Annotated in this window: 24 protein-coding genes and 1 tRNA gene; 13 read left to right on the top strand and 12 right to left on the bottom strand. The window is 65.4% G+C overall.

What is annotated here, in order from left to right; all coding sequences use genetic code 11:
- Window positions 1-32: 32 nt before the first annotated feature.
- Genes FHS92_RS09375 through FHS92_RS09360 form a run of 4 tightly spaced genes read right to left on the bottom strand, consistent with a single transcriptional unit; the run spans window position 33 to window position 3,188 of the window.
- Window positions 33-995, bottom strand: a complete 963-nt coding sequence (locus FHS92_RS09375; RefSeq protein WP_246351887.1) for a peptidoglycan-binding protein — start codon at window positions 993-995, stop codon at window positions 33-35.
- Complete coding sequence (locus tag FHS92_RS09370; protein WP_184079806.1) at window positions 992-1,441, bottom strand: hypothetical protein; 450 nt, start codon at window positions 1,439-1,441, stop codon at window positions 992-994. The genes FHS92_RS09375 and FHS92_RS09370 overlap by 4 nt, the downstream gene beginning before the upstream one ends.
- Window positions 1,438-2,769, bottom strand: a complete 1,332-nt coding sequence (gene fliI, locus FHS92_RS09365) for a flagellar protein export ATPase FliI (RefSeq protein ID WP_184079804.1) — start codon at window positions 2,767-2,769, stop codon at window positions 1,438-1,440. The genes FHS92_RS09370 and fliI overlap by 4 nt, the downstream gene beginning before the upstream one ends.
- A gap of 8 nt (window positions 2,770-2,777) precedes the next feature.
- Window positions 2,778-3,188: a flagellar biosynthesis repressor FlbT gene (locus FHS92_RS09360; RefSeq protein ID WP_184079802.1), complete on the bottom strand. Its 411-nt coding sequence runs from the start codon at window positions 3,186-3,188 to the stop codon at window positions 2,778-2,780.
- A gap of 136 nt (window positions 3,189-3,324) precedes the next feature.
- Between FHS92_RS09360 and FHS92_RS09355 the strand changes: the two genes are divergently transcribed.
- The 4 genes from FHS92_RS09355 (at window position 3,325) to FHS92_RS09340 (ending at window position 8,247) form a co-directional block, all read left to right on the top strand.
- On the top strand, window positions 3,325-4,626 hold the full coding sequence (locus tag FHS92_RS09355; protein ID WP_184079800.1) for a flagellar hook-basal body complex protein: 1,302 nt from the start codon (window positions 3,325-3,327) through the stop codon (window positions 4,624-4,626).
- A gap of 148 nt (window positions 4,627-4,774) precedes the next feature.
- A complete protein-coding gene (locus FHS92_RS09350) occupies window positions 4,775-6,877 on the top strand; it encodes a flagellar hook-associated protein FlgK (RefSeq protein WP_184079798.1) in 2,103 nt (700 codons plus the stop codon).
- 11 nt (window positions 6,878-6,888) lie between these two features.
- Window positions 6,889-7,794 carry a flagellin gene (locus FHS92_RS09345; protein ID WP_184079796.1) on the top strand — a complete coding sequence of 302 codons (906 nt, stop codon included), beginning with the start codon at window positions 6,889-6,891 and terminating at the stop codon, window positions 7,792-7,794.
- An 81-nt stretch (window positions 7,795-7,875) separates the two neighbouring features.
- Window positions 7,876-8,247 carry a hypothetical protein gene (locus tag FHS92_RS09340; protein ID WP_184079794.1) on the top strand — a complete coding sequence of 124 codons (372 nt, stop codon included), beginning with the start codon at window positions 7,876-7,878 and terminating at the stop codon, window positions 8,245-8,247.
- Window positions 8,248-8,256: 9 nt separating this feature from the next.
- Here the strand turns inward: FHS92_RS09340 and queF are convergent, their stop codons facing one another.
- Entirely contained in the window at window positions 8,257-8,703 is a 447-nt protein-coding gene (gene queF, locus FHS92_RS09335; RefSeq protein WP_184079792.1) for a preQ(1) synthase, read from the bottom strand.
- Window positions 8,704-8,853: 150 nt separating this feature from the next.
- On the opposite strand from queF, the gene sseA reads away from it, so the two are divergent.
- The 3 genes from sseA to FHS92_RS09320 all read left to right on the top strand — a co-directional run bounded on the left by sseA (window position 8,854) and on the right by FHS92_RS09320 (window position 11,943).
- Window positions 8,854-9,696 (top strand): 3-mercaptopyruvate sulfurtransferase, encoded by an 843-nt coding sequence (gene sseA / locus FHS92_RS09330; RefSeq protein WP_184080333.1) that lies wholly within the window; start codon window positions 8,854-8,856, stop codon window positions 9,694-9,696.
- Window positions 9,693-10,916, top strand: a complete 1,224-nt coding sequence (gene metC / locus FHS92_RS09325) for a cystathionine beta-lyase (protein ID WP_246351886.1) — start codon at window positions 9,693-9,695, stop codon at window positions 10,914-10,916. Before sseA ends, metC begins: the two co-directional genes overlap by 4 nt.
- 271 nt (window positions 10,917-11,187) lie before the next feature.
- Window positions 11,188-11,943, top strand: coding sequence for a TorF family putative porin (locus FHS92_RS09320; RefSeq protein WP_184079787.1), 756 nt, complete (start codon window positions 11,188-11,190; stop codon window positions 11,941-11,943).
- 114 nt (window positions 11,944-12,057) lie between these two features.
- On the opposite strand, the gene FHS92_RS09315 is transcribed toward FHS92_RS09320, so the two are convergent.
- The 3 genes from FHS92_RS09315 to tsaD form a co-directional block, all read right to left on the bottom strand.
- Window positions 12,058-13,545, bottom strand: coding sequence for a lipopolysaccharide biosynthesis protein (locus FHS92_RS09315; RefSeq protein WP_184080331.1), 1,488 nt, complete (start codon window positions 13,543-13,545; stop codon window positions 12,058-12,060).
- Window positions 13,546-13,675: 130 nt separating this feature from the next.
- On the bottom strand, window positions 13,676-14,650 hold the full coding sequence (locus FHS92_RS09310; protein WP_184080329.1) for an NAD(P)H-dependent glycerol-3-phosphate dehydrogenase: 975 nt from the start codon (window positions 14,648-14,650) through the stop codon (window positions 13,676-13,678).
- Between the two features lie 34 nt (window positions 14,651-14,684).
- The gene (tsaD, locus tag FHS92_RS09305) at window positions 14,685-15,719 is read right to left on the bottom strand and encodes a tRNA (adenosine(37)-N6)-threonylcarbamoyltransferase complex transferase subunit TsaD (RefSeq protein ID WP_184079785.1); all 1,035 of its coding nucleotides are present in this window, start codon (window positions 15,717-15,719) and stop codon (window positions 14,685-14,687) included.
- A 45-nt stretch (window positions 15,720-15,764) separates the two neighbouring features.
- Here tsaD and hemC point away from each other — a divergent pair, with 45 nt between their 5' ends.
- From hemC to FHS92_RS09290, 3 genes are read left to right on the top strand one after another with little or no spacing between them, the layout of a single operon-like run.
- On the top strand, window positions 15,765-16,709 hold the full coding sequence (gene hemC, locus FHS92_RS09300; RefSeq protein ID WP_184079783.1) for a hydroxymethylbilane synthase: 945 nt from the start codon (window positions 15,765-15,767) through the stop codon (window positions 16,707-16,709).
- Window positions 16,706-17,377, top strand: a complete 672-nt coding sequence (locus tag FHS92_RS09295; protein ID WP_184079781.1) for a uroporphyrinogen-III synthase — start codon at window positions 16,706-16,708, stop codon at window positions 17,375-17,377. The genes hemC and FHS92_RS09295 overlap by 4 nt, the downstream gene beginning before the upstream one ends.
- 44 nt (window positions 17,378-17,421) lie before the next feature.
- Window positions 17,422-18,369, top strand: coding sequence for a hypothetical protein (locus FHS92_RS09290; protein WP_184079779.1), 948 nt, complete (start codon window positions 17,422-17,424; stop codon window positions 18,367-18,369).
- Here FHS92_RS09290 and FHS92_RS09285 read toward each other — a convergent pair whose 3' ends face one another.
- On the bottom strand, window positions 18,370-20,457 hold the full coding sequence (locus FHS92_RS09285; protein ID WP_184079777.1) for a S9 family peptidase: 2,088 nt from the start codon (window positions 20,455-20,457) through the stop codon (window positions 18,370-18,372).
- Window positions 20,458-20,553: 96 nt separating this feature from the next.
- Between FHS92_RS09285 and FHS92_RS09280 the strand changes: the two genes are divergently transcribed.
- Window positions 20,554-22,338: an aminopeptidase P family protein gene (locus tag FHS92_RS09280; protein WP_184079775.1), complete on the top strand. Its 1,785-nt coding sequence runs from the start codon at window positions 20,554-20,556 to the stop codon at window positions 22,336-22,338.
- Here the strand turns inward: FHS92_RS09280 and FHS92_RS18545 are convergent.
- Window positions 22,335-22,463, bottom strand: coding sequence for a hypothetical protein (locus FHS92_RS18545; RefSeq protein WP_281377781.1), 129 nt, complete (start codon window positions 22,461-22,463; stop codon window positions 22,335-22,337). The two genes, FHS92_RS09280 and FHS92_RS18545, sit on opposite strands and share 4 nt — an antisense overlap.
- 127 nt (window positions 22,464-22,590) lie before the next feature.
- On the opposite strand from FHS92_RS18545, the gene FHS92_RS09275 reads away from it, so the two are divergent.
- Window positions 22,591-22,665, top strand: a tRNA-Thr gene (locus FHS92_RS09275).
- Between the two features lie 21 nt (window positions 22,666-22,686).
- Here the strand turns inward: FHS92_RS09275 and FHS92_RS09270 are convergent.
- Both FHS92_RS09270 and FHS92_RS09265 read right to left on the bottom strand, forming a co-directional pair.
- The gene (locus FHS92_RS09270; protein ID WP_184079773.1) at window positions 22,687-23,382 is read right to left on the bottom strand and encodes a L,D-transpeptidase family protein; all 696 of its coding nucleotides are present in this window, start codon (window positions 23,380-23,382) and stop codon (window positions 22,687-22,689) included.
- 261 nt (window positions 23,383-23,643) lie between these two features.
- A complete protein-coding gene (locus FHS92_RS09265; RefSeq protein ID WP_184080327.1) occupies window positions 23,644-24,336 on the bottom strand; it encodes a hypothetical protein in 693 nt (230 codons plus the stop codon).
- A gap of 260 nt (window positions 24,337-24,596) precedes the next feature.
- Here FHS92_RS09265 and FHS92_RS09260 point away from each other — a divergent pair, with 260 nt between their 5' ends.
- On the top strand, window positions 24,597-25,052 hold the full coding sequence (locus FHS92_RS09260) for a DUF3576 domain-containing protein (RefSeq protein WP_184079771.1): 456 nt from the start codon (window positions 24,597-24,599) through the stop codon (window positions 25,050-25,052).
- Window positions 25,053-25,074 lie beyond the last annotated feature (22 nt).

The raw sequence follows: 25,074 nt of genomic DNA, 5'->3' as shown, positions 1-25,074 counted from the left end.
CCTAAATCATCCCATAAGTAGGAATACTTATCCTACAATTGCTGATAACGGTCGGGGCGGACACTGCGGGCCACATAGGCGGTGAGCCAGGTCCTATGGGCCAGCGCCGCATCACCCGCTCCGGCAATCAGCCGTCGCGCCTGCACATCGCCGACTTGTGCGCTGAGCAGTCGTTCTGCCCGCCCGGCATCGATCGTGCCGCGCAGGAACTTCACCGCATCGCCCAGCCCCAGGTGATGACCCAGATAGGCGGCCTGCGCGGTCGCGCCGACCCCGGAGCCGATGGGCACGCCCGCGTGGCGCAGCCGGGCGATATTGACGCGCGCATAATCCGCGACCGTCTCGATCGACGCCGCTGCGTCGTCGCGCAGCGCCAGCAGCGCCGAGCGCGCTTCGCCTCTCACCCGGCCTTGCGCATCGAGCCATCCCCGCTGCCGCGCAGCATCGTGCAAGAACGTGTCTGGTTGCTGCGCCATGCCGATCCATGTGCCGCTGAGGAATTGTCCCAGACCCGCTGCACTGGAGCGCGGGTTGCGCGACAGCGGATTCCATGCGCCGTCCGGCCCGCGCGACGCCTCCGCATCGACGATCGCGGCCAGCGCCGCCTGCGGAATGCCCGTCCGCGCGCTCGCGGTCGCAAGCGCTGGGCGAAAGGCTTCGTTCGCGCCCAGTCCGGCGCCGGCGGGAGAGGGCGAACGTGCCATGCTCTTCGTCTGGGGAGGCGTAGGGATATCAACCGGAGCGGGGGAGCCCACCGATGGTGTTATGTTGTCCGCGATCCCGAGCGTCGCCAGCACCGCGTCCAGCGTCAACGGCGCATCGCCCTGTGCCCTGACACCCGCCACCGCCGGTTCGTCATCGTCAGCTCCGCCAATCGCTACCTGCCACAGGCGTTGCGCCATGTCGGCCCGTGCAGCGGAAAGAATGACATCGGCCTTCTGGCGCGGCGAGAGCCGGGCGGCCTGCCCCTCTGTTATCGGCGATGCCATGTTCATGCCGGACCGCCCCACCGCGCGGTCATCGCCGCGCGGCGTTCACGCAGCAGACGGCGCGCCTGGGAAAGATCGTCGGCCTCGGCCTGCTCGAAACGGGAGCGCTGGCGGGCGATATGCTCGCGATGTCGGCGCGCAGCCTCCTGCGCGACGCGCAGCGCGCCATAGGCATTGCTCGCCTTGTCGCGCAACTGGGCGAGCGCCGTCTCGCTTGCAGACCGATGCCGTGCGGCGGTCGCTGCATCGGCCATGCGGGCACGAAGCCATGCGTGGGTGGAGAGCATCGGATCGCTCGCCGCGCTCTCGCATTCCGCACGCATGGCATGAGCAACAGCCTGCTCCGCCTCCGCCCACTGCCGGACCTGCGCCATCTCGCCGTGCACGGCGAGGCGAATTTCCTCCACACGGCGCGTTTCGATGCGCACGATCGTGTCGAACGGCGTTTTCAAGGCTGCACCGGTGCCAGAATATCCGCCAAATCCGCGAACGCGCCATCGCTAAGCCCCCGGTCATCCTTCCCCTGACTGATCAACGCTTCGATCTGCGGCGCAATCCGCATCGCCCGGTCGACATCCGCATTGCTGCCCGCGCGATACGCGCCCAGACGGGCCATTTCCTCCATGTCCCCAAATAGGGACAATATGCTCCGCGCTTCCATGCGCAGCGCGTTCTGCGCGCCCGACAGGCAGTGCGGCAGGGTGCGGGAGACGGATTTCAGGATGTCGATGGCGGGATAGCGCCCTTGTTCGGCGATGGCGCGCGACAGCACCACATGCCCGTCCAATATGCCGCGCACCGCGTCCGCCACCGGCTCGTCATGGTCGCCACCGTCGACGAGCACGGTGAACAGTCCGGTGATACTCCCGGCCCCCTGCGCGCCCGGCCCGGCGCGTTCGAGCAGGCGGGGCAACTCGGCAAAGACCGAAGGTGTGAACCCGCGCGAGGCGGGCGGTTCCCCATTGGCCAGGCCGATTTCCCGCTGCGCCATGGCAAAGCGGGTGACTGAATCCATAAGGCACAGCACATGCAGCCCCTGATCCCGGAAATGCTCGGCCACAGCGAGCGTCGTCCATGCCGCCTGCCGCCGCATCAGCGCGGGCGCATCCGACGTCGCGACAACGAGCACCGAGCGCGCCAGACCCTGCGGCCCGAGATCGTCCTCGACAAATTCCTGCACTTCGCGCCCGCGCTCGCCGATCAGGCCGATGACGGCGACATCGCACTGCGTCCAGCGCGCCAGCATGGAGAGCAGCACTGATTTTCCCACGCCCGATCCGGCGAACAGGCCCAGCCGCTGGCCGATGCACAGCGGCGCAAAGAGATCGAGCGCACGCACGCCCGTATCGATGCGCGACCCGACGCGTGCCCGCTCGGCCGCCGGGGGTGGATCGGCGCGCATCGGGCGACGCTGGTCGCCCGGCGCCAGAGGCCCCCTGCCATCAATCGGCCGTCCCAGCCCGTCGACCATCCGCCCAAGCCAGCCGGGGCCGGGGCGGATGCAATCCTGCCCGATGGACAGGGTAGCGCGCATCCCGGTGGCGATGCCGCGCGGCTCGCTGAACGGCAAGCAATGGGCAATGCCGCGGTCCAACCCGGTGATCTCCGCATCGACCGCGCCGTCATCGCTGTCCAGCCGCACATGCGCACCGATGCTGGCCGCGCCGTGCAGTCCTTCCACCTCGATCAGCGCGCCCTGCACCGCGACGACCCGGCCATAAAGCGTATCGGGCGGCAGATGACGGATCGCGCGGGCGACCTGACTTAGGCCGGTGTGCATCGCGGCTCTCAGTGCGCCTGCGCCGCCGGAGCGCCATCACCCCCCAGCAATTTCGCTTCATGGTCGATGAGCGTGCGGCATTCGGCCAGCGCGCGGTAATAGTCATGTTCCGCCACCAGCCGCGCGAAGGTCGCGCAGGCCATGCGGGCATGAAGCGCCCGCACGGCGTTGATCAGGTCACCCAGCAGGATCAGGATGGCTTCCTGATGGCTGTCCCGCCCAGCCGGATCGAGATAGGCCATCATGCACGCAAAATAGAGGCGACGGGCGGGAGTGTTGGCTTCTTCCGGCTTCATCACCTCCCGCCCGCGCAGCACGGCGGCCTCGTTTTCGAGCCACAGCGCGGTCCGTCCGCAGGCGCGCAGCACCGCGCCGTTGACCACCACCTGTTCGCCGTCGCGCAGATTGATCCTGAGCATCCTCATCCCCTCTTCTGCTTCATTATAGGATGATAGGCGCCTTTCCGGATCCGCCGTGCCGGATGGGGTCGGGACCGTCCTATAATATCCTGAGGATCGCGCGGGCCGCCGCGCCGCATTTCGGGAGGATTTTCCGGTGAGCCTTTATTCCGCACTGTATGCCGGCGTATCCGGGCTGGGCGCGCAATCGAGCGCGATGGCCACGGTTGCCGACAACATCACCAACATCAACACCATCGGTTACAAGGGCATCGAAACCCAGTTCAAGTCGCTGGTAACCGATGGCCGCACATCGAGCGCCTTTTCGGCGGGCGGTGTCGCCGCCGCGCCCCACGCGCTCATTTCGAAACAGGGACTGTTGCAGGCATCGAGCAGCACCACCGATCTCGGCATCGACGGGGCAGGGTTCTTCGTCACGCGCACCGGCACGGGGACCAGCGACGCGGTCGCCTATACCCGCGCCGGATCGTTCCGCCCGGACGAACAGGGCTATCTGCGCAACAGTTCAGGCTATTATCTGCAAGGGTGGCGGCTCGATTCGGTCGGCAACTACACCAACACCGGGACGCTTGCCGCGCTGGAGCCGGTGCGCGTCGCAGAGCTGACCGGTACGGCGACGCCGACCACCCGCGTGCAGATGCGCGCGAACCTGCAATCGACCACCCCGGTCTTTGCCGGAATCTATGCGGCGGGCAACATGGCGGCGGGGACAGCCACGCCCCAGTTCAGCCGCTCGCTCGAAGTCTATGACGCGCAGGGCGGCGCGCACCGCATCAACCTCTCCTTCGTCAAGACCGCGCCCAATGTGTGGCAGGCGGAGATTGTTGCCAACCCGGCAAGCGACGTGACCGCGACTAACGGCCTGCTCGCCAGCGGGACGATCGCGTTCAACCCGGATGGCAGCCTGGATGTCGCGGGATCGTCCCCCGCCTTGTTCGGCACGCTCACCCCAGCCTGGACCAACAGCGCGGGATCGGTGCCGATCGCCCTCAATCTCGGCAGCCAGAATGGCCTCGACGGGCTCACCCAGTTCGGCAGCGAGAGCGCGATGATCTCCTCGAACGTCAATGGCGGACTGCTTGGCAATGTCGCCTCTGTCGAAGTCAGCAAGACCGGCCGGGTCAGCGCGATCTTCGAGGATGGCACGGCGCGCGCGCTCTACCAGCTCCCCATCGCTACCTTCCCCAACCCCGATGGCCTGACCCGCACGCCGGGCAACGGCTTCGCCATCGCGCAGGACAGCGGATCGGCCGCGCTCAACGAGCCCGGCGTGCTGGGCGCGGGGTCGATCAGCTCCGGGACGCTCGAAGGGTCGAATGTCGATCTGGCGCAGGAGTTTACCAACATGATCCGCTTCCAACGGGCCTACAGCGCGTCGTCCAAGATCATCACCACGGTGGACGATATGCTGCAGGAAGTCAGCAATCTGAAGCGGTGATGATGAGGACTCGGGCCGACTTCGGGAACAGCCTTACGGTCGCCGTCACCGAACCCCTCAGGGTTCGCAAGGCCGAACGGCCGCCCGAGCTTATGCGAGGAAAGCCAAGGCGACGGATGTCGCCGCCGGCGCTTGAGGCCCAACGATAATGTCCCTCAACGACATCCTCTCTTCCGCCCGGTCGGGGCTGAACGCAGCGCAGTCGGCGCTCAGGACTGTGTCCAACAATGTCGCGAATGTCGGCACGGCGGGTTACGCGCGGGAAAAGGTGACGCTGACCACCGGTGTGGTGCAGGGGCGCGTTAACGGCGTGGTGGTGGGCGAGCCGACACGCGTCGCCGACACGTTCCTGGAGGACACGGTCTATCGTCGCGCGGGCGATATGGGCCGCTACGATGCGGAAGCCAATTATCTCGACCGGCTGCAGGCGCTGCTCGGCGCGCCAGGATCGGAAGCCGGACTGCCCGCCCGCATCGACAGCCTGTCGGCCGCCGCCATCGCGATGACGGGCCTCGCCAATTCTCCGCAAACCGTCGCCGCGTTTACCAGCAGCGTGCAGGACACCATCAATTCCATGCAGCAACTCTCGCAGGATAGCGACCAATTGAAGGGCGATGTCGAGACCGAGGTGAGCTTCACCGTCGATCGCATTAACGGGCTGCTCGCGCGCATCCACGATCTCAACGGCACGCTGACCCGGTTGAACGGGCTGGGGCAGAGTTCATCGGGCGCGGCCGACCAGCGGATGATGGCGGTGGAGGAACTGTCCGGCCTCATCAAGATTGCGGTGCGGCATCAGCCGGACGGGCGCATTTCCATCGACAGCGCGGACGGTGCGGTGCTGCTTGATCGGCAGTTGCGGGCGCTCGACTATCCGATGCCGGGTGATGGCACAGCGCAGGCCAGCTATCCCGCCATCAGCGTCCATTTTGCCGACGACAATGGCCTTGCGGGCGCCGACACGGGCGAAAAGCTGAGCGGTGCGGCCTCGGGGGGTGCGCTGGATGGCCTCATCAACCTGCGCGACAATGTGCTGCCCGCCTTTACCGACACGCTCGGCCTCTTTTTCGGCGGGCTCGCGCAAACGCTGAACGCGGCGTCCAATGGCGCAAGTGCCGTGCCGCCACCCACCGCGCTCGCCGGACGCCCCACCGGGCTGATCGGCAACGATCGGCTCGGCTTTACCGGCTCGGCGCAGTTCGCTGTCACCAGCAAGGCGGGCAATCTCGTTGCCACCACCACGGTCGATTTCGACTCCCTCGGCCCCACCGCGACGGTCAACGACATGATCGCGGCGGTGAACGCGGGTCTTGGCGGCGCGGCCACGATGAGCGTCGATACATCGGGCACGCTGTCCTTTACCGCCACTTCTGCACTCAATGGCGTCGTCATCGGCCAGGGCAGTCCCAATCCGAGCGCACGGGCGGGCGTCGGCGTATCGCAGTTCTTCGGCCTCAACGACATGGTGGTGAGCAGCAGCAGCGCGCTCACCCCCGCCGGTTTTCGGCCAAGCGATCCGCACGGCTTCGGCGCGGCGGAAACCGCGCAGATCGTGCTGCGCGGCGTCGACGGGCGGGTCCTCGCCAGCCATGGCCTCTCCCCTGCCCCCGGTGGCACGTTTGGCGATCTCGTCACCCAGCTGAACGCCAGCCCGCTTGGCCAGTTCGGTTCCTTTGCGCTGGACGGAAACGGACGTTTCGCGTTTACGCCACTCGCCAGCGTGTCCGGCGCCACCCTCTCCAGTCCGTCCGACTCGACCAACCGTGCGGGCACCGGCCGGTCGTTCACGATGCTTTCGGGCCTGACCGGCGGATGGTCCGGCCTTGCTAACGCCGAAATGCGGCGCGAGTTGTCCGGCGATCCGCAACGCCTGCCGCTCGCCACGCTGCAAACCGGAGTCGCCATGGGCGCACGCGCGCTGGGCAGCGGCGACGTCAGCGGTGCGGTACGGCTCGTCGACGCCCTTTCTGCCGCGCAGGATTTTGCGGGCAAGGGCAGGAGCAGCATCGACCGCTTCGCCAGCACGCTGATGGGCGGCATCGGCACCGCCGCCGCGCAGGCGACCGACCGCCTGACCGACGCCACCGCACGCAAGGCCGATGCCGTCAATCGTCGCGACAGCTTCTCCGGCGTCAATCTGGACGAGGAACTCGCGCAGATGGTGGTCTTGCAGAACAGCTATTCCGCCGCGGCGCGCGTCATGACGACTGCCAGCCAGATGTATGACACCCTGATCGAAATGGTCGGATAGGAGAGCATTCGATGGCCCGTGTCGCGACCATACCCTTGCAGGCCACCATGGCGAGCGCCATCCAGCGATCGCAGGCTGCCCTTGCCGTCACGCAGCAACAGATTGCGACCGGAAAAAAGGCGCAGGATTATGCGTCGCTTGGCACACAGTCCGCGCGTATCCTTTCTGCCCGGTCGATGATCGCGCGGCAGGAGGCGCATGCCGCCGTCGCCGATCAGGTCGGCACCACCCTGTCGATCTACGACGCCAGCATGAGTACGATTGACAGCGCGGTCAGCGATTTGCGCCAGAATATGCTGCAGGCGATCGGCACCGGCCAGACCACGGGTTTGCAGGCTCTGATTGACGGAGCGTTCCACCAGTTTCGCGTCAGCCTCAACAGCACCGAGCGCGGCGTGGCGCTCTACGGCGGCGCGCAGACGCTCGACACGCCGTTCCAGGTCGACACGCTGGCGGGGCTGGTCGGCACCACCGACGCGGACGTATTCGCCAACGACGCCGTGCGCGCATCGGCCGAGGTCTCCGAAGGGTTGACCGTGCAATATGGGCTGGTCGCGAGCGAGGTGGGAAGCGGCCTTTACCAGGCGTTCCGCACGCTCGCCGAAGCAGGCACGCTGGGCACCACGCCCACGGCGGCGCAGAGCGCGAAGCTCAACGAGGCCTTGGGCCAGATCGACAATGGCCTTGCCCAATTGCGCGTCGCCAATGCGGATAATGGGCGGATGCAGGGTGAGGTGGAAACCCTCGCCAAACGGGCCGAGCAACGCAGCCTGCTGTGGCAGGACATCGTATCAAAGAATGAGGACGCCGATCTGTCTTCCGTCGCGATCGATCTTGCGCGGCAGAAGATGGTGCTGGAGGCGAGCTATTCGGTCTTTGCCCAACTTTCGAAGCTCAGTCTGGTCGGCTATTTGTGAACCCTCCCGGAACGCGAGCCTGACCGCCTGCCGCATTGACATGGCACCGCAACCTGCGATCGTGTTCGGTGGGAGAAAAGCATGAGCGAATCAGCCGTCTGGAGCGTGGACCGGGTCGCAGCCGAAGGGCTTCTTCGCCATCTCAAGCTCGATGTCAGCGAGGCGAACGTCGCGCTGGTCGCCACCCATTTTGCCGAACATCGGCACGCCGCCCACAGCTGGGCAGCCGAGCGGGTGTGCTCGGGAATGTTTCAGAGCATGGAGTCGTATTCCGTCACTACTTTCGGCCACCATGGTCCAGAATGGTCGGATGGTTTTCGCGCCGCCGAGCAATATGTCCTGTCGCTGCACCCGCGGGAGCTTCTGGATACGGAGCCGCCACCACCGCGCACCAAAGGGCAAATCCTGCGCGGGATGGTGCGGCAGGCCCGGCGCGATGCGGCGAGGCCTTAAAAGGCGCGTTTACCCCCGCCCGCGATAGCCCGGCACGCCCTGATCCGGCACCCACACATCCGCAGGCGCCGCGCCGGATTGCCAGAACACATCGATGGGGATGCCCCCGCGCGGATACCAGTAGCCGCCGATGCGCAGCCATAGCGGCTTCATCTCATCGAACAGGCGCTGACCGATGCCGACCGTGCAATCCTCATGAAAGGCGGCGTGGTTTCGGAAGCTTCCCAGAAACAGCTTGAGCGACTTGGATTCCACTATTGTAGCATCAGGTACATAATCAATCACCAGATGCGCGAAGTCCGGCTGGCCCGTCACCGGGCAAAGCGACGTGAATTCCGGCGCGGCGAAGCGCACCATATAACGCGCTTCCGGGCGCGGATTGGCGACATAATCGAGCACCGCCTCTTCCGGGGATGCGGGGAGCGGACTGGTCTGGCCAAGATGGATCGGGTTCATGGCGGCGCTATAGGGACTTTTGCATTTCGGGGAAAGGCCGCAAGGGGATGCCGCCCGTCGGTACTTTGCTACATGGAAAGGGCGATGTTGGCACTGGAAAGGTCTGTATCTCTCCGGTAACGACAGGGCGTCAAGGAAAGGGCGAAGATGATGGACATTCTGGTGAGCACGGACTGGCTGGCTTCGGAAATGGGGGCGTCAGACCTGCGCATCGTCGATGCGACGCAGTTTTTGCCCAACAGCGGGCGCGATCCGGCAGCGGAATATGATGCCGCGCATATCCCCGGCGCGTTTTTCCTCAATCTGGACGAACTGGCCGATGCCAACGATCCGCGCCCCAACATGCTGCCCCCCGCCGAAAAATTCGCCAGCCGGATGCAGGCGCTGGGTCTGGGCGATGGCAGCCGCATCGTCGTCTATGACAATAGCCCGCTGCACAGCTCGGCGCGCGCATGGTGGATGTTCCAGGTGTTCGGGGCGCACAATGTCGCGATCCTCGACGGTGGGCTGCCCAAATGGATTGCGGAAAAGCGTGAGACGGAAAGTGGCAAGCCCAAGACCCGTCACCGGCACTTCACCGTGTGGCGCGATGACGCCATGGTGCGCACGCGGGAGGACATGATCGCGAATCTCAAGACCAAGGCGGCGCAGGTCGTCGATGCCCGGTCGATGAGCCGCTTTACCGGCGAGGATCCCGAACCGCGCGCGGGCATGGCGTCCGGCCATATCCCCGGATCGGTATGCCTGCCCTATTCGCGGCTGTTTAATGCTGACGGCACATGGAAGCGCGGGCATGAATTGCGCGGCCTCTTCACCGAAGCAGGCATCGATCTTTCCCGCCCGCTTATCACGACCTGCGGCAGCGGGGTGACGGCAGCGGACGTGTTGTTTGCCGCGCGGCTGATCGATAAGACCGACGTGACGCTCTATGACGGAAGCTGGAGCGAATGGGGTCTGGACCCGAGCACGCCCAAGGCCACCGGCCCGGCATGAGCAATCCCGACGACGAAACGTCCGACCCGCGTGGCCCCGCCACGCGCGCGGTGCAGGGCGGTCGGCAACCGGAATGGACGCGCATGCCTGGTCAGCCGGGCGCCATCGTCAATCCTCCGGTCTGGCGGGCGTCGACCATACTCTATGACGACGTCGCCCATCTGCGCGCCGCGCTGACGGACCAGCATCAACGGCTGTTCTACGGGCGCAAGGGTACGCCAACAAGCTGGGCGCTCGCCGATGCGCTGACGGAGATGGAACCAGGCGCTGCGGGAACGATGCTGTTTCCCTCCGGGGTGGCCGCAATTTCCTGTGCGCTGATGGCGGTGCTCAAGCCCGGCGATCAGTTGCTGATGGTCGATAGCGCCTACGACCCCACCCGCACCTTCTGCGAAAAGATATTGCGGCCGATGGGCATCGACACGCTCTATTATGACCCGACCGTTGGCGAAGGCATCGCCGCCATAATTACCGATCGCACGCGCGCGATCTTTCTCGAAAGCCCCGGCAGCCTGACGTTCGAGGTGCAGGACGTGCCCGCCATCACCGCTATCGCGAAAGCGCGCGGCATCGTCACGCTGATCGACAATACCTGGGCGACGCCCTTATTCTTCCCCGCGCTGGCGCACGGCGTCGACATCTCGATCCTCGCCTGCACCAAATACATCGTCGGGCACAGCGATTCGATGGCAGGATCAGTGACCGCCAATGCGGAGATGTGGAAGGCAATCCAGTCCACCGCCTATCTGTTTGGCCAGATGCTGGGACCGGACGATGCATGGCTCGCCCTGCGCGGGTTGCGTACGCTCCCGTCGCGCCTGACCCAGCATCAGAAAAGTGCGCTGGCTGTCGCGCAGTGGCTCGATGAGCAACCAGCGGTTGCGCGCGTCCTGCATCCCGCCCTTCCCGGCTCCCCCGGCCATGCACTGTGGCAACGCGATTTCACCGGATCGACCGGACTCTTTACCTTCGTACTCAACGGCGGGGACGACAAAGCCCGGGCCGCGCTTATCGACGGGCTGGCGCATTTCGGCATCGGTTACAGTTGGGGCGGCTTCGAAAGTCTTGCTCTTCCCGTCGATCCGCAACGATTCCGCAGTGCAACGCAATGGATTGCAGAAGGTCCGGCGATTCGGCTGCACATCGGGTTGGAAGACACGCAAGACCTGATCGATGATCTGGCGGCAGGGTTGGCGCGCTTCCAGGAAAACCAGAAATAATTCGCCTAATCGGCGGATTAAGGCACCCCTTAACCGTCTGTTAAGGATGTTTCGCCAGATACCCCCTCACCGGTGATTTCGTTGCAAACGGGCAACATCTGTGACCGAATTTGAAAAGGTCTCTGCTGTTTTGTCTTGTGCGCCGCGGAATCTCGGGTCATCAGAAGCCTGTTTCCGGGCCATTCGATCCCCTGCCGTGGGCATAGAGAGGTCGAAACCGGTAACGCAGGTGGGACGATCGAATTCACGATCGACGAAGGGAAATATAATTATGCGTAAGATCATTCTGGGTCTGTCAGCCGTTGCGCTGACGGCTGTAGCCGCTCCTGCATTCGCTCAGGAAGAGCCCGCTCCTGCCGTAACCGTTTCGGGCGGCGCCACGGTCGTTTCCGACTACCGCTTCCGCGGCATTTCGCAGACCGACAAGCGTTTCGCGGTTCAGGGTTCGCTGACCGCCACGCATGAGTCGGGCTTTTATGTCTCGGCTTGGGGTTCGTCGGTTGACGATTATGTTGCTGCCGGCTCGGATCAGGAAATCGACCTGATCGCTGGTTATAGCAAGACGTTTGGCCCAGCCACGGTCGATGTCGGCGTGCTCTATTACTACTATCCCGGTTCCGGCGGTGCCAACACTGACTTTGTTGAGCCCTATGCGAGCGTCAAGGGCGCCGTTGGCCCGGTTACCGCGAAGGTCGGCATTGCCTATGCTCCCAAGCAGCATGCGATTGCCGCTGGTGGCGCCAACCGCAGCGACAACACCTATGTCTATGGTGACCTGTCCGGATCGATCCCGAACACGCCGGTGTCGATCACCGCACATGTGGGTGAGAGCTTCGGCCGCAGCTTCCTGACCAATGGCCTGAAGAACTACACCGACTGGAGCCTGGGTGCGACCTACACCTGGAACCATATCACGTTCGGCGTCTCCTATGTCGACACCGACTTCAAGAAGTCCGAAGACATTTCGCCGTCGGGCCGTCATATCGGCAAAGCGGGCGTCGTCGGTTCGATCGGCGTATCGTTCTGATCGCCTGACCAAAGCAAATCAGAAGGCCGCGATCCGTAAGGGTCGCGGCCTTTTTCGTTTCCGCCGATCGTTCGTGTCGAGCGCCGTCGAGACACCAACAGTGATGACGGGAATTTATTCCACCGGTCGCCGACGAAAGAGCATTCGATCTTCCGGGCCGAAGCCGTAGCGCCAGATCACTACCGCATAGGCGGCAAGGATGGTCGGCGCGCCGAACACCAGCTCAACCCATTCCAGCCGGTGCGGCAGCGCGACAAATGCACAGCCGACGATGATGGCCACGGCGCAGGCGACAATCAGCGGCGGACGCCAGGTGACGACCCGCTGGCGCAACAGGCGCGAGAGCAACGCCGACTTCACCAGTGAACTTGCCCCCAGCGCCACCGCCAGCGCCAGCGCGGGCGCGGCGGCGACCACCGGCGTGGGATAACCCGCCCGCTGCACCAGCAGCAACAGCGCAAAGCTCAGTCCCGCCTGAAGGACAATCATACCGAGCGAAATCAGGATGTTGCGCCACCGCGCCATATAGACGAGCGCCGATTCGCTGACCACCGCCGTTGCCGCTGCCGCTTCGGCCGCAAGCAGGAAACCGAGCGCGAGTGCGCCCGCGACAAATTGCGGTCCTACCAGACCCATGACCGCTTCGCCGGGTATGCCCAACGCGAGCGCGATCCCCACCTGCGCGGCGATGATCCAGAAGCCAACCTGGCTCACCTGCCGCGCGATGGCCGCGTGATTGTGATCGGCCAGGTTGCGCGTGATGACCGGACCGAGGATCGGCTCGAAACTGGTTTTCAGCTTCTGGGGCAGCGATGCAACCTGCTGCGCGACATAATAAATGCCGACAACGGCCGGGCTGACAAACAGGCCGAGCACAGCGAGATCGAGGCGCCGCGATCCCCATTCGACCGCATCGGCCGCCGCCAGCGGCAGGTTGCGCCGCGCCATTCGGCCCAGTCGGCGCGGAGAGGGAAACCAGCCCTGCGCCCAGCCGAAATGCCGCCACATGGGCCAGAGCGATGCGAGCAGCGCCGCAACCATTGACAGCACATAAGAGAGGATCAGCCCGTCGCGGAGGGAATAGAAAGAAAAAACATACGCGCCGATGCTGATCGTCCATGGTTCGACGATAGAGCGGGCGCGCACTGATGCCCCGACGTCATAACGCCAGGCGCACGCAGCAAGCGCCACATCCGATCCGGCTACCGCGATGACGATCAGCGGCAGCAGCCGGTCCAGCCCATGCAGGTTGCTGTTGGGGAACATCGCCTGCGGGAACAGGAACAACAATCCAGCCGTGAAGACGGATCCCAGCAACGTCACAGTCATGGCATCGGCCACGACATGATTTTCCGGACGGCCGGTCTGCGCCATCGCCCCTGCCAGTCCGCGCTTCAGCCCCATGGTAGCGATCTGCGCGGCAAACTCCACCACCAGCACGGCATAAGCGAAGCGACCGAGAACCTCCGGCCCGTAGATGCGTCCGGCGATGAACAGGAACGGCAGACGCGCGGCAAGGCGCAGCAAAAAGCCGAACACATTGGTCCGCCCGCCCTTCGCGAGCGCGGCGATATCGCTCTGTTCGCGCGCCTCGGCGGGCATGTCGGCGGCGGACGGCTGTGCTCCTCCCAAAACAGGCTTCCCCTCGCTCATCAGTCCCGACCATAAGCGAGGGCGGCGAGCAAGTATATCGTCATCGCACAGTCAGCGACGGAGCCGCGCGGCGCGACCGTCATTCGGGTCGCAAGGGCCGGGCGAGCAAGGCGTCGATCATTTCGGACACGCTGACTTTCCCCTCGAGCAGGGCACACACACCCTCGACGATCGGCATTTCGACACCCGCGTCCCGTGCAACGTCGCGCAGGACCGGCGCGGTGAACGCGCCTTCGGCAACGGTACGCCGGTGGGCCAGCAGTGCCGAGGCCGACATGCCTTCGCCCAACCCCTTGCCCAGCGTAAAGTTGCGCGAACTCGTGGACGAACAGGTGAGCACAAGATCTCCAAGGCCCGACAAACCGGCGAGCGTTTCGATCCGCGCGCCACGCGCCAAGCCAAAACGCGTCATTTCTGCAAAACCTCGGCTGATAAGCGCAGCGCGCGCGTTCTGGCCCAGCCCCGCCCCCTCCGCGACGCCGCACGCAATCGCCAGCACATTCTTGACCGCGCCCCCGATTTCGGCGCCGATCAGGTCATCCGACAGATAAGGGCGAAAGCCCGGACGGGCGATCCGCTCGGCGATCCGCTGGCCCAGCACGGCATCGGCGCAGGCGAGGGTGATCGCGGTCGGTAGCCCGGCGGCGACTTCATGCGCGAAGGTTGGGCCAGACAGCACCGCGATCGGCGCATCGGGCTTTGCCTCGGCCGCGACCTGGGTCATCAGCAGGCCCGTGCCCGCCTCGATCCCTTTGGCGCACAGGATCAGCGGCGTGTTGAAGATAGGCAGACCGGCCAGAACGCTGCGCAGATGCTGCGCAGGCGTGACCACCAGCAGTGCGTCGCACGTCGCGAGGTCGGCCAGCTCCCGCGTTGCCCGGATCGCGGGCGAAAGCGAAATGCCGTTGAGATAGAGTGCGTTGACGTGATCGGCGTTGATCGAGGTCGCAACCTCGTCTTCGAGCACCCAGAGCGTAACGGATTCTCCGCCGCCCGCCGCGACCTGCGCGAGGGCGGTGCCCCACGCTCCTCCGCCGACGACACCGAGCTTCATCATCCCTTCGCTCCCCATGCCCGCATATGTCGCGTCATCCCTTGATCCCCGCCCCGCGCGCCTTTTCCGCATGCGGATCGAGCGGCCAGCGGGGACGCGCGGGCACATCCATGCCATCAATGAGCCCGAGCGCATAGCGCTCCGCCCCCGCCCAGCCGATCATCGCGGCGTTGTCGGTGCACAGCCACAAAGGGGGCGCCACGAACGGCAGATCGTGGCGCGCTGCCAATTGCTCCAGCGCGGACCGGATGGCGCGGTTCGCCGCCACGCCCCCGGCGACAACCAGCGCGCTGACCCCGCCGCTCTCGCGCAGCGCCCGGTCCGTCCGGTCGACCAGGCAGTCGATCACCGCAGCGGTGAAGCTCGCCGCGATGTCGTCCGTCGTATATTTCCCGGATTGCGCGGCGCGCATCACCGCACTTTTAAGGCCCGCGAAGGAAAAATGAGGATCGCTCGTCCCAACCAGAGGCCGGGGCAGCGGCACGCCTTTGGCATCGCCGCGCAGCGCGGCCTTCTCGACCTCCGGCCCTCCCGGATAACCCAGACCCAGCAACTTGGCCGTCTTGTCAAACGCCTCGCCCGCCGCATCGTCGATGGTGGTGGCGAGGCGGCGATACTGGCCCACGCCCTCCACACGCAACAGCTGGCAATGCCCGCCCGACACCAGCAGCAGCAGATAGGGAAAGGCGAGATCCCGGTCCGCCAGCCGGGGCGAGAGCGCATGGCCTTCCAGATGATTGACCGCGATCAGCGGCTTGCACGCCGCATGGGCGAGCGCCTTGCCGGTAACCAGCCCTACCATCACCCCACCGATCAGCCCCGGCCCCGCCGTCGCCGCAATCGCGTCGACATCGGCGAGCGTTAGCTGCGCGTCGGCAAAAGCGGCCTCCACCAGCGGCATCAGCGCATCGACATGCGCACGCGCCGCAATCTCCGGCACGACCCCGCCATAGGGGCGATGCTGCGCCTCCTGCGTTGCGAGCTTGTGGGACAGAACCACGCCTTCGCCCGTCACCAAAGCGGCGGCGGTTTCATCGCAACTCGATTCCAGGCCCAAGATGATGCTCATTCCGCCCTTTCCTCTACTGTCCGGGGCGATTAGAGCAAGCCGGATATGACGGACGCTCCTGCCACCCATTCGCCCGCCCGCCCGCTGCGCTTGGGCACACGCGCATCGCCGCTGGCAATGGTGCAGGCGCATCTCGTCGCGGATGCCCTGCGCGCGGCCCATGGATGGGACGAGGACGCGATCCTGATCCGCCCGGTCGTCGCGAGCGGCGACAAGGTGCTCGACAGGCCGCTCGCCGACATCGGCGGCAAGGCGCTGTGGACCAAGGAACTGGACCGGTCGCTGGCGCTGGGAGAGATCGACTTTGCCGTTCATTCGATGAAGGATGTCGAAACGATCCGTCCCGACGCCTTCCTCATCGCCGCCGTGCTGCCCCGCGCCGACGTGCGCGACCGGCTGGTGGGGGCGGAAAGCCTCGGCGCCATTCCCGCAGGTGGGCGGCTCGGCACCAGTTCGCCACGCCGTGCCGCGCAGATCCGTCGGCTGCGCCCGGATGTCGAGATCGTGCTGTTTCGCGGCAATGTGGCGACGCGGTTAGCGCGGCTCGAAGCAGGGGAAGCCGACGCCACGCTGCTGGCGGCCGCGGGGCTCGACCGGCTGGGACAGAGCGATGTCGGCCATGCCGTTCCGGTCGACATAATGTTGCCCGCCCCGGCACAGGGGACGATCGGGGTGGAGGCGCTGGCGAACAATATGCCGGTCCGGGCGCTGCTCGACGCGATCGATCACCGGGATACCCATGCCTGCGTGGCGGCTGAACGGGCTGTGCTGCGCGCTCTCGGCGGGACATGCCATTCGCCCATCGCCGCGCTGGCGGTGCCGGAGGGCGACCGCGTCTGGCTGCGCACGCAGATCCTCTCGAATGATGGCAAGGAAAGCGTGGCGACAGAGGCGCGATTGGACCCTGGCGACGAAGCAGCGGCGATGGCGCTGGGTGTGGACATGCTCGAACGCGCGAGCCAGGGTCTGCGCGCACTGTTCGCGCCGTGAAGCCGCTGCTCATCCTGCGGCCGCAACCGGGTGCCGACGCCACAGCAGCGCGCGCGCGGCAACGGGGGCTGGAGACGCTGGTCTGCCCGCTGTTTCGGGTAGCGCCGCTCGACTGGACCCCGCCCGATCCCGCCCAGTTCGACGCGGTGATGCTGACCAGCGCCAACGCCGCTCGCCATGCCGGGCCGGATTTGCACAACTTTACCCACCTGCCCTGCTTTACTGTTGGGCGCGCTACCGCCGCCGGTGCCCGCGAGGCCGGATTTACCGACATCCATACGGGCGAAGCGGACATTGCCGCGCTCATCCCGACCGTGGCGCACAGCGGGCGCCAGCGCATCCTCCATTTCCAGGGTCGCGACGTGCGCCCTTATGATTCCGGATCGCTGACCATTACGTCGGTGCCGGTCTATGAAAGCCGGGAGGATATCGACGCGCCCGCCCTTTCGCGCGCCTTAGCGGAACAGCCGGTCATCCTGCTGCATTCCCCACGGGCTGCAGCCTGCCTCGCCGGTCTCGTTCCCGCGACCCAACGCTCTGCCTGTACGCTTGTCGCCATATCACCCGCGACGCTTGCCGCCGCCGGGACCGGATGGGGCCGCAGCGGGACCGCGCCCGCGCCGAGCGATGCCGCAATGCTGGCCATCGCACTTCAAATGTGCCAGTAATCCTCCTTCCGGCAGCGATGCGAAAACAGACTGGAGCCGCGATCATGAGCGAGGAACCCCTGACGCAGGCCGAAACGCCGCCTCCTTCCCCGGCCCCGTTCACGCCTGCACCCGTTCCTACGCACCGCCGGTCCAACACGGGATTGTGGCTGGCCGTCATTCTGATCGCCTTCATCGGCGGAATCGGTGCGACCTTGTGGGGAACCGGCGCGCTGCAGAACTGGTGGAACGGCGGAAGCGCTGCACCGCTGGCCGCCACCGGACCGGCCGTCCCCGCCGCTTCGCCCGCCATGACCGGCACAGTGACGCAGGCCAATGTTTCCGCCCTCGACGCGAAAGTGGCCACCCTGTCCGCCCGGCTCGACAATCTTTCGACCCAGGCGATGCTCGCAGGGGACAAGGCGGGGAAGGCGGAGGCCATGCTGATCGCCTTTGCCGCGCGCCGCGCGCTCGATAATGGCGCGCCGCTCGGCTATCTCGAGACCGAGTTGCGCGCCCGCTTCGGCGAGGCGCAGCCCAAGGCGGTGGCGACGATCATCACCGCAGCGGACGAGCCGGTAACGCTGATCGACCTGCAGGGCGCGTTCGATGAACTGACGCCTGCATTGATGGGTCGCCGGGACGAGGGCGACTGGTGGACCGCCACGAAGCGCGAGCTGGCCAATCTGGTGATCATCCGGAAGGCCACTTCCCCCTCCCCACTGCCCGAAAAGGCGTTGCAGCGCGCGCGCAGCCTGCTTGCCGCCGCCCGCGTGGAAGCGGCGATTGCGGAGGTTGAGGGCCTGCCCGGGCGCGCCAATGCCGACAGCTGGCTGCAAATGGCCCGTCGCTACAACGAAGCGCGCCGGGCGCTCGACGTGATCGAATCCGCCGCGATTTTGGCCGGACGGGCAACCCCGCCACCTCCGGTCGTCCCCACGCAGCCTGCAGTGGCTCCGTCTCAACCGTCGATGACGCCCGAGGCTACCCCCGCACCCGCCGCCGCGCCGTAATCAATTCTCGTTCGCGGCGCCCATCTGCCACAGGATGAAGGCAAATTCCTCGGCCGTTTCGCGCAGGGAGTCGAAGCGGCCGGACTTACCGCCATGGCCCGCGCCCATATTGGTCTTGAGCAACAGCGGCGCGGCGCCGGTCGCGGTGGCGCGCAACTTGGCCACCCATTTTGCCGGTTCCCAATAGGTGACGCGCGGATCGTTGAGCCCCGCCGTCACCATGATCGGGGGATAGGATTGCGCCCGCACATTCTGGTACGGACAATAGGACGCAATCGTGTCGAACGCTGCGGCATCCTCGATCGGATTGCCCCATTCGGGCCACTCGCCCGGCGTCAGCGGCAGCGTGTCATCGAGCATGGTGTTGAGCACATCGACGAACGGCACATGCGCGACCACCGCGCCCCACAGATCAGGGTCCGAATTGACGACCGCACCCATCAGCTCGCCGCCCGCCGATCCGCCGGAAATGCTGATCCGCCCCGGCGCGGTAAAGCCGCGCTCGATAAGGCCTTTGGCGACATCCACGAAATCGGTGAACGTGTTGGTGCGCTTGTCGAGCTTGCCATCGAGATACCAGGCCTGCCCCAGATCGTCCCCGCCGCGAATATGCGCAATGGCATAGGCAAAGCCCCGATCCAGCAGCGACAGGCGCCCGGTCGAAAAACCCGGCTCCATCGCCAACCCATAGGCGCCATAGCCATAGAGATGCAGCCTGCCCGACCCATCCATCGGAAAGTCCGCAGGGTACACGATCGACACCGGAACTTGCGTGCCGTCCCGCGCGGTGACCATCAGGCGCTGGGTGGCGTAGCGGGACGCGTCGTAGCCTGAGGGGATCTCCTGCACCTTCAGCAGTTCCATCCGCCCGTCGGCGAGGTGATAATCACTGATCGTGTCCGGCGTGACCATCGATTCATAGCCGATGCGGATCTTCGTCACGTCATATTCGGGATTGTCGTCGAGCGAGGCGGAATAGCTCGCCTCCGGAAAGGACAGGCGCTTGGGCGTGTGGCTCTCGTAATCGCGCAGCTCGATCTGATCGAGCCCGTCGAGCCGACCTTCGGTGACGTAGAAGCTTTTGAACAGCGTGAAATCGGTCAGGTAAAAATGCGGGTCCGGCGCAATGATCTCTTCCCACATATCGGGCGTGTCGATCGCGGCCTTCACCAGCCGGAAATTGGGATCGGTGTCGTTGGTGCGGATGTAGAGTTCGCCTTCGCGCTCGTCGACATCATATTCCCGGCCGGGCTTGCGCGCGGAAACGAGGCGCAGGGCGGCAAGCGGATCGTCGGCGGGAACAAGCCACGCCTCGCTTGTCACATGATCACCGGTGCCGATGACGATCCACTTCTCGCTGGAGGTCAGCCCGATGCTGACGCGGAAGCCCTCGTCATCCTCGTGAAAGATCTCGACATCCTCGCTTGCCGGGGTGCCGAGCCGGTGGACGCGGGCGTTGTCCGTCCGCCAGTTCTCGTTGGCGAGGCTGTAGAGAAACGCGCGGCTGTCGCTCGTCCAGACCAGCGAGGACAGCGTACCGGGGATGACGTCGGCGAGCATGTCGCCCGTTGACAGATCGCGCACCCGCGCCTCGAACCGTTCGCCGCCATCGGTATCCACCGCGAAGGCGAGATAACGTCCGTCCGGGCTGACCGAAGCCGCACCCAGACGGAAATAGTCGTGCCCCGCGGCGAGCGCCGGTTCGTCAAGGATCAGCTGATCGGCGCTTCCGTCTTCGGCCGACCCGACCGGGCGGCGATACCATTTGCGATATTGCGCGCCGACCTCGAACGCGCGCCAGTAGATATAGTCGCCGTCCTTTTGGGGGACGGAGCGATCGTCCTCCTTGATCCGCCCTTTCATCTCGGCAAACAGCGTATCGATCAGCGGCGCATGAGGGGCTATCGCCTGCTCGAACCAGGCATTTTCTTCTTCCAGATAGGACAGCACGTCCTTGTCCTGCACATCCGGGTAGCCCGGATCCCGCAACCACGCCCAGTCGTCCGAAATCGTGCGGCCATGGTGCGTGATGCTATGGGCGCGGCGCTGCGCGACGGGAGGGCAGGTGAGGGGAGGCTGGGATGTCATGGATGTTCCCGTAGAAAAAGGCAGGGCCGGGGACGTGGCGCGGAGCCGCGCAATCCCCTATGTTGGGTGCATAGCCGATTAAACAAGGAAGTCACATTGTCCACTGCCGATGAAAGGCTCGCCGCGTTGCGGGCGCAGCTGGCGCGTCAGACGCTCGACGGGTTCGTCGTCCCGCTGACCGACGAACATATGAGCGAATATGTCGGCAGCTATGCGCAGCGGCTGGCGTGGCTGACCGGCTTCGGCGGATCGGCGGGAAGCGCGGCGGTGCTGGCCGACCGCGCCGTAATCTTCACCGACGGGCGCTATACGCTCCAGGTGCGCGATCAGGTCGATGGCACGCTGTACGAATATTGCGACCTTCCGCAGACATCCCCGGCGCGATGGCTGGCGGAGCATGTCGGCACAGGTGCGCGCATCGGCTACGACCCGTGGCTGCACACCCGGGCATGGGTGGGGGACACGCAGGCGGCGCTGGTGAAGAAGGGCGCGGAACTGGTCGCGACGCCGGACAATCCTATCGACGCCGTGTGGACCGACCGGCCCGCTCCCAGCCTCGCCCCGCTGGTCGTGCATAACATGGCCCATGCGGGCAAAACCAGCGCCGACAAGATCGCCGACATTGCCGCCTGGCTGAGCGAGCGCGGCGACGATGCCGTCGTGCTGAGCGCGCTCGATTCGATTGCCTGGGCGTTCAACATCCGGGGTAGTGACGTGGCGCGCACGCCGGTCGCGTTGAGCTATGCCGTGGTGCGCAGCGATGGCAGCGCGGAGCTGTTCGTCGCGCCCGAAAAGGTGACGGACGCGGTGCGCGCGCATCTGGGCAACCGTGTCATGCTCCGCCCGCGCGCTGATTTCGCAGCGGCTTTGGCGCAGGACTATGCGGGGAAAACGGTCGCAGTCGACCCCGAACGCGCGGTCGCGGCGATCTTCGCGGCGCTGGACGATGGCGGTGCATCCATCGATACGGTGCGCGATCCGGTGGTATTGGCGAAAGCGATCAAGAATCCGGCCGAGATCGGCGGCCACAAGGCGGCGCAGGCGCGCGATGGCGCAGCGCTCAGCCGCTTTCTCCACTGGATGTCGATCGAGGGGCCGAAGGGCAGCCAGACCGAACTCTCCGCCGCCGACCGGCTGCGCGCGTTTCGCGAGGAGGGCGGCCTGCTGGTCGACCTGTCGTTCGACACGATCAGCGGGGCCGGTCCGAACGGTGCGATTGTCCATTACCGGGTTGAGCCGGAGACAGACCGCCGCATCGCGCCGGACATGCTGTATCTGGTCGATTCGGGCGGGCAATATCGCGACGGCACGACCGACGTGACCCGCACCATAGCGATCGGTACCCCGAGCGCGGACATGCGCCGCCATTTCACGTTGGTCCTCAAAGGGCATATCGCGCTCGCTCGCGCTGTTTTCCCCCAGGGGACACGCGGTGGCCAGCTCGATACGCTCGCACGGCGGGCGCTCTGGGAACAGGGGCTAGATTATGCGCACGGCACCGGTCATGGCGTGGGCAGCTTCCTCTCCGTCCACGAAGGGCCGCAGCGGATTGCGACTTTTGGCGGCGGTGACGAGCCGCTGCGCGCGGGTATGATCATTTCCAACGAGCCCGGCTATTACAAGACGGGCGCCTATGGCATCCGCATCGAGAATCTGGTGCTGGTCGTCGAAAAGGCGGTCGATGGAGCGGAAAAGCCCATGCTCGGGTTCGAGACGCTGACTTTTGCACCGATCGACCGGGCATTGATCGACACGGCGTTTCTGGATCCGGCCGAGCGCGCGTGGATCGATGCCTATCACGCGCGGGTCTTGGCTGTTATCGGGCCGCAGCTCGACGGCGAGGCAAAGGCCTGGCTGGATCGGGCGTGCGCGCCGCTTTAATCAGGCTCGGCCGGAACAGGCTGCGCATCCCCCTCACCCGCGCGGGATTGCGCCTTGCGGCGACGCAGGTTGGTGCGCAGGGCTTCGGCCAGCCGTCTCTTCTTTTCCGCGTCACTCTCTCGCATCGGGCCATGTAGCGAAAAACAGCGGCGGACGGCAAGCGCGCCTTGACAATCCGCCCTGTGCAAGGCCATAGCCCCGCATCCCGCCGCTCGACGCCTGTCGATGTGGCCGTGGACGCGGAATGGTCATGCTGCCGTAGCTCAGTGGTAGAGCGCATCCTTGGTAAGGCTGAGGTCGTGAGTTCAATCCTCACCGGCAGCACCATTTCCTTCCCCGTCCGGCTCCTCAGGATATGCCGCTGAGATCCATCATCTTGCCATTGGTGACGATCACCACGTCACTGAGCCTGGCCTGCGCGAACAGTTTGCGCGCGAAGGGTGTCGGAACGCCGATGCACCCGTGCGTTCCCGCGTTGAGCTGGACATCGCTGCCGTGGATCGAGATCCCGTCGTTCGTCAGGCGCAGCATATAGGGCATCGGCGCGTGATAGAGGTTCGAGACGTGGTCAGCGTCTTTCTCGGTGATGCGATAGGTGCCCACCGGCGTCGGCATGTCGTTCGCCCCGTAGAGGATGACCGCGGCGCCGATTTCATAGCCGCCGCGAAAAACCGACAGCGTCTGCGCCGCGAGATCGACGGTGATGACGATCGGGCCGGGTGGCACTCCGGCATCGTCCCATACATAGTCGCCATGATCGAAGGGCTGGTCGATCTTCAGGATCCGCTTTACGACGAAGCTGTTGGCGGGAGGTTGCATAGAAGGCGTGGTGGCCGCGGCGGTTTGCGATGGCTTGGGCGCGGGCGCAGCAGGAGTTGTTGGCGCGGCGGGCCGAACATATGTGGGCCCGGAGGACGCCGCTTGATGGGGCTTTGCCAAATAATGCGACAGCGATACGCCCCAGATCACGACAGCGATCAGTCCCAGGACCGCGCACAATCCGGCAGCAATTTTTTCGGGGCGGGAATAAGGGCGGCGTGTCATCAATTGTCCTCGTTTTGGCATTCATGCCGCAAAAGAACGGGGATGACGAGGGGGTGCAACTGCCCGTCTTGCGATGGCACAGAGCAGACCCAAAGGATTAACAGGGACGAAGATCGCGCCGGAATCAGCCTTTTTGGATCAAGGATTTAGCAAAACCGGCTCCGACCGCCGGGGACTATGCATCCGTCGTGCGCCCGACTCGACAGCCTATCGGAACCGCGTGCGAAAACGCCGCAGGGTGTTCACACCATCAAAAGCGAATCAGAATTTGAAGACCGTGCCGAGATAGACGGCCTGGTTGTCCTGCCGCTGGTCAGTGATCGGCGCGAGGCGGTTGTCCGGCCCCGAATAACGCACCCCGGCGGTAACGTTCAGGTTGCGGGTCAGCGAATAGCTGCTCGCGACATTCACGCTATATTTGCGCTCGCCCGCCAGAGTCTGTTCGGCGGTGCCGACGTCACGCTTGGCGTCGAGCAGCACGTCGGTGCTGATGCGCGAACGGGTCTTGTCGATGCTGAAACCGCGTGCGGAGGGCAGGTCGAACATGACCGGATCAAGCGGCTTGTGGCCGACCGATTCGGGCAGGGCGAACTTGCGCCAGCCATGCGAAGCGTCGAGGTTGAAGGCGACCGGCGCAATACCGACCGACGGAGCCGCGCGCTCACCGCCGCTGCCGAGCGAGCCGACCGCGCGCACCAGCACGGTGATCGAGCGGCGCCCGCTCATCGATCCGCTAGTGGGGGTGAAACGAAATCCCTTGGCCGAGCTGCTCAGCGCCGCCTTGGCATAGGCCGACGACAGGCGCGGATCATGGATCGACGGAGTGAAGGAGGAAATGCTGCCCAGTTCGCCCAGCGAAACCGGCGTGGAAGCGCGGAACCGAAGCAAGTCGCTCGCTGCGCCAAAGGCTGGCGAAATGGCAAGCGCCAGCGCAGCGCATGCGCCGCCGGTCATCCACCATTTTCCCCTTAAGCCGATCATACCCTTAAACCTGCGAGTCGCGATAATTGTCTTATATGAGTGTCCTACACCGCAATTCCAGCGATGGCCAGCCGCCTTAACGCTTTTCCCTCCGGCTGTGCTCCAAATCCCACAACGGACCACCATGCAAGCCAGCACTTGCCGATTGCACCGCGCGGGCTATAGATGCGCGAGTATCGTGTCGTGTGTCCGCCCGTCCGGACCCCGCCAGTTTTAACGTGAGGAAGTACGTCATGTCTCGCCGGTCCGTCTCTCTGCCTGCCGCCGCCGTTTCGGCCCTCGCGCTTGTCGCCACGCTGGGCGCCTGTTCGTCCGGGGGCAAGGACCGGCCAAAGGCGGATATCGCCGCGTCGAAGGTGACGACTATCGGCATCAACAGCTATCTGTGGCGCGCCACGCTCGACACGCTGTCGTTCATGCCGCTGGTGCAGACCGATTCCAACGGCGGCGTGATCGTCACCGACTGGTACGCCAACCCCAATGCCGCGGGCGAGCGGATGAAGCTGACCGTGTCGATCCTCGATCAGGATCTGCGTGCGGACGCGCTGCGCGTCGCGGCGAGCCGTCAGGTCCTGCAGGGCAGCCAGTGGGTTGATGCGCCGGTCCAGGCGGCAACCGTGCAGAAGCTGGAAGAAATCATCCTGACCAAAGCGCGCGACCTGCGCCGCATGGCAATCAACCAGGGCTGATTTCCGCCCTTATTCATATGAT

Source organism: Sphingobium subterraneum, assembly GCF_014199435.1.
In the GTDB taxonomy this organism is placed as follows: domain Bacteria; phylum Pseudomonadota; class Alphaproteobacteria; order Sphingomonadales; family Sphingomonadaceae; genus Sphingobium; species Sphingobium subterraneum.
Note: the sequence above shows the minus strand (reverse complement) of the source record. Positions and strands in the feature narration are given on the sequence as shown.

Excerpts from the sequence above, each read along its gene's own strand:
- FHS92_RS09375 (WP_246351887.1), bottom strand. The coding sequence starts at position 995 with ATGAACATGGCATCGCCGATAACAGAGGGGCAGGCCGCCCGGCTCTCG.
- fliI (WP_184079804.1), bottom strand. The coding sequence starts at position 2,769 with ATGCACACCGGCCTAAGTCAGGTCGCCCGCGCGATCCGTCATCTGCCG.
- FHS92_RS09360 (WP_184079802.1), bottom strand. The coding sequence starts at position 3,188 with ATGCTCAGGATCAATCTGCGCGACGGCGAACAGGTGGTGGTCAACGGC.
- FHS92_RS09350 (WP_184079798.1), top strand. The coding sequence starts at position 4,775 with ATGTCCCTCAACGACATCCTCTCTTCCGCCCGGTCGGGGCTGAACGCA.
- FHS92_RS09345 (WP_184079796.1), top strand. The coding sequence starts at position 6,889 with ATGGCCCGTGTCGCGACCATACCCTTGCAGGCCACCATGGCGAGCGCC.
- FHS92_RS09340 (WP_184079794.1), top strand. The coding sequence starts at position 7,876 with ATGAGCGAATCAGCCGTCTGGAGCGTGGACCGGGTCGCAGCCGAAGGG.
- queF (WP_184079792.1), bottom strand. The coding sequence starts at position 8,703 with ATGAACCCGATCCATCTTGGCCAGACCAGTCCGCTCCCCGCATCCCCG.
- sseA (WP_184080333.1), top strand. The coding sequence starts at position 8,854 with ATGGACATTCTGGTGAGCACGGACTGGCTGGCTTCGGAAATGGGGGCG.
- metC (WP_246351886.1), top strand. The coding sequence starts at position 9,693 with ATGAGCAATCCCGACGACGAAACGTCCGACCCGCGTGGCCCCGCCACG.
- FHS92_RS09320 (WP_184079787.1), top strand. The coding sequence starts at position 11,188 with ATGCGTAAGATCATTCTGGGTCTGTCAGCCGTTGCGCTGACGGCTGTA.
- FHS92_RS09315 (WP_184080331.1), bottom strand. The coding sequence starts at position 13,545 with ATGCCCGCCGAGGCGCGCGAACAGAGCGATATCGCCGCGCTCGCGAAG.
- FHS92_RS09310 (WP_184080329.1), bottom strand. The coding sequence starts at position 14,650 with ATGAAGCTCGGTGTCGTCGGCGGAGGAGCGTGGGGCACCGCCCTCGCG.
- tsaD (WP_184079785.1), bottom strand. The coding sequence starts at position 15,719 with ATGAGCATCATCTTGGGCCTGGAATCGAGTTGCGATGAAACCGCCGCC.
- hemC (WP_184079783.1), top strand. The coding sequence starts at position 15,765 with ATGACGGACGCTCCTGCCACCCATTCGCCCGCCCGCCCGCTGCGCTTG.
- FHS92_RS09290 (WP_184079779.1), top strand. The coding sequence starts at position 17,422 with ATGAGCGAGGAACCCCTGACGCAGGCCGAAACGCCGCCTCCTTCCCCG.
- FHS92_RS09285 (WP_184079777.1), bottom strand. The coding sequence starts at position 20,457 with ATGACATCCCAGCCTCCCCTCACCTGCCCTCCCGTCGCGCAGCGCCGC.
- FHS92_RS18545 (WP_281377781.1), bottom strand. The coding sequence starts at position 22,463 with ATGCGAGAGAGTGACGCGGAAAAGAAGAGACGGCTGGCCGAAGCCCTG.
- FHS92_RS09270 (WP_184079773.1), bottom strand. The coding sequence starts at position 23,382 with ATGACACGCCGCCCTTATTCCCGCCCCGAAAAAATTGCTGCCGGATTG.
- FHS92_RS09265 (WP_184080327.1), bottom strand. The coding sequence starts at position 24,336 with ATGACCGGCGGCGCATGCGCTGCGCTGGCGCTTGCCATTTCGCCAGCC.
- FHS92_RS09260 (WP_184079771.1), top strand. The coding sequence starts at position 24,597 with ATGTCTCGCCGGTCCGTCTCTCTGCCTGCCGCCGCCGTTTCGGCCCTC.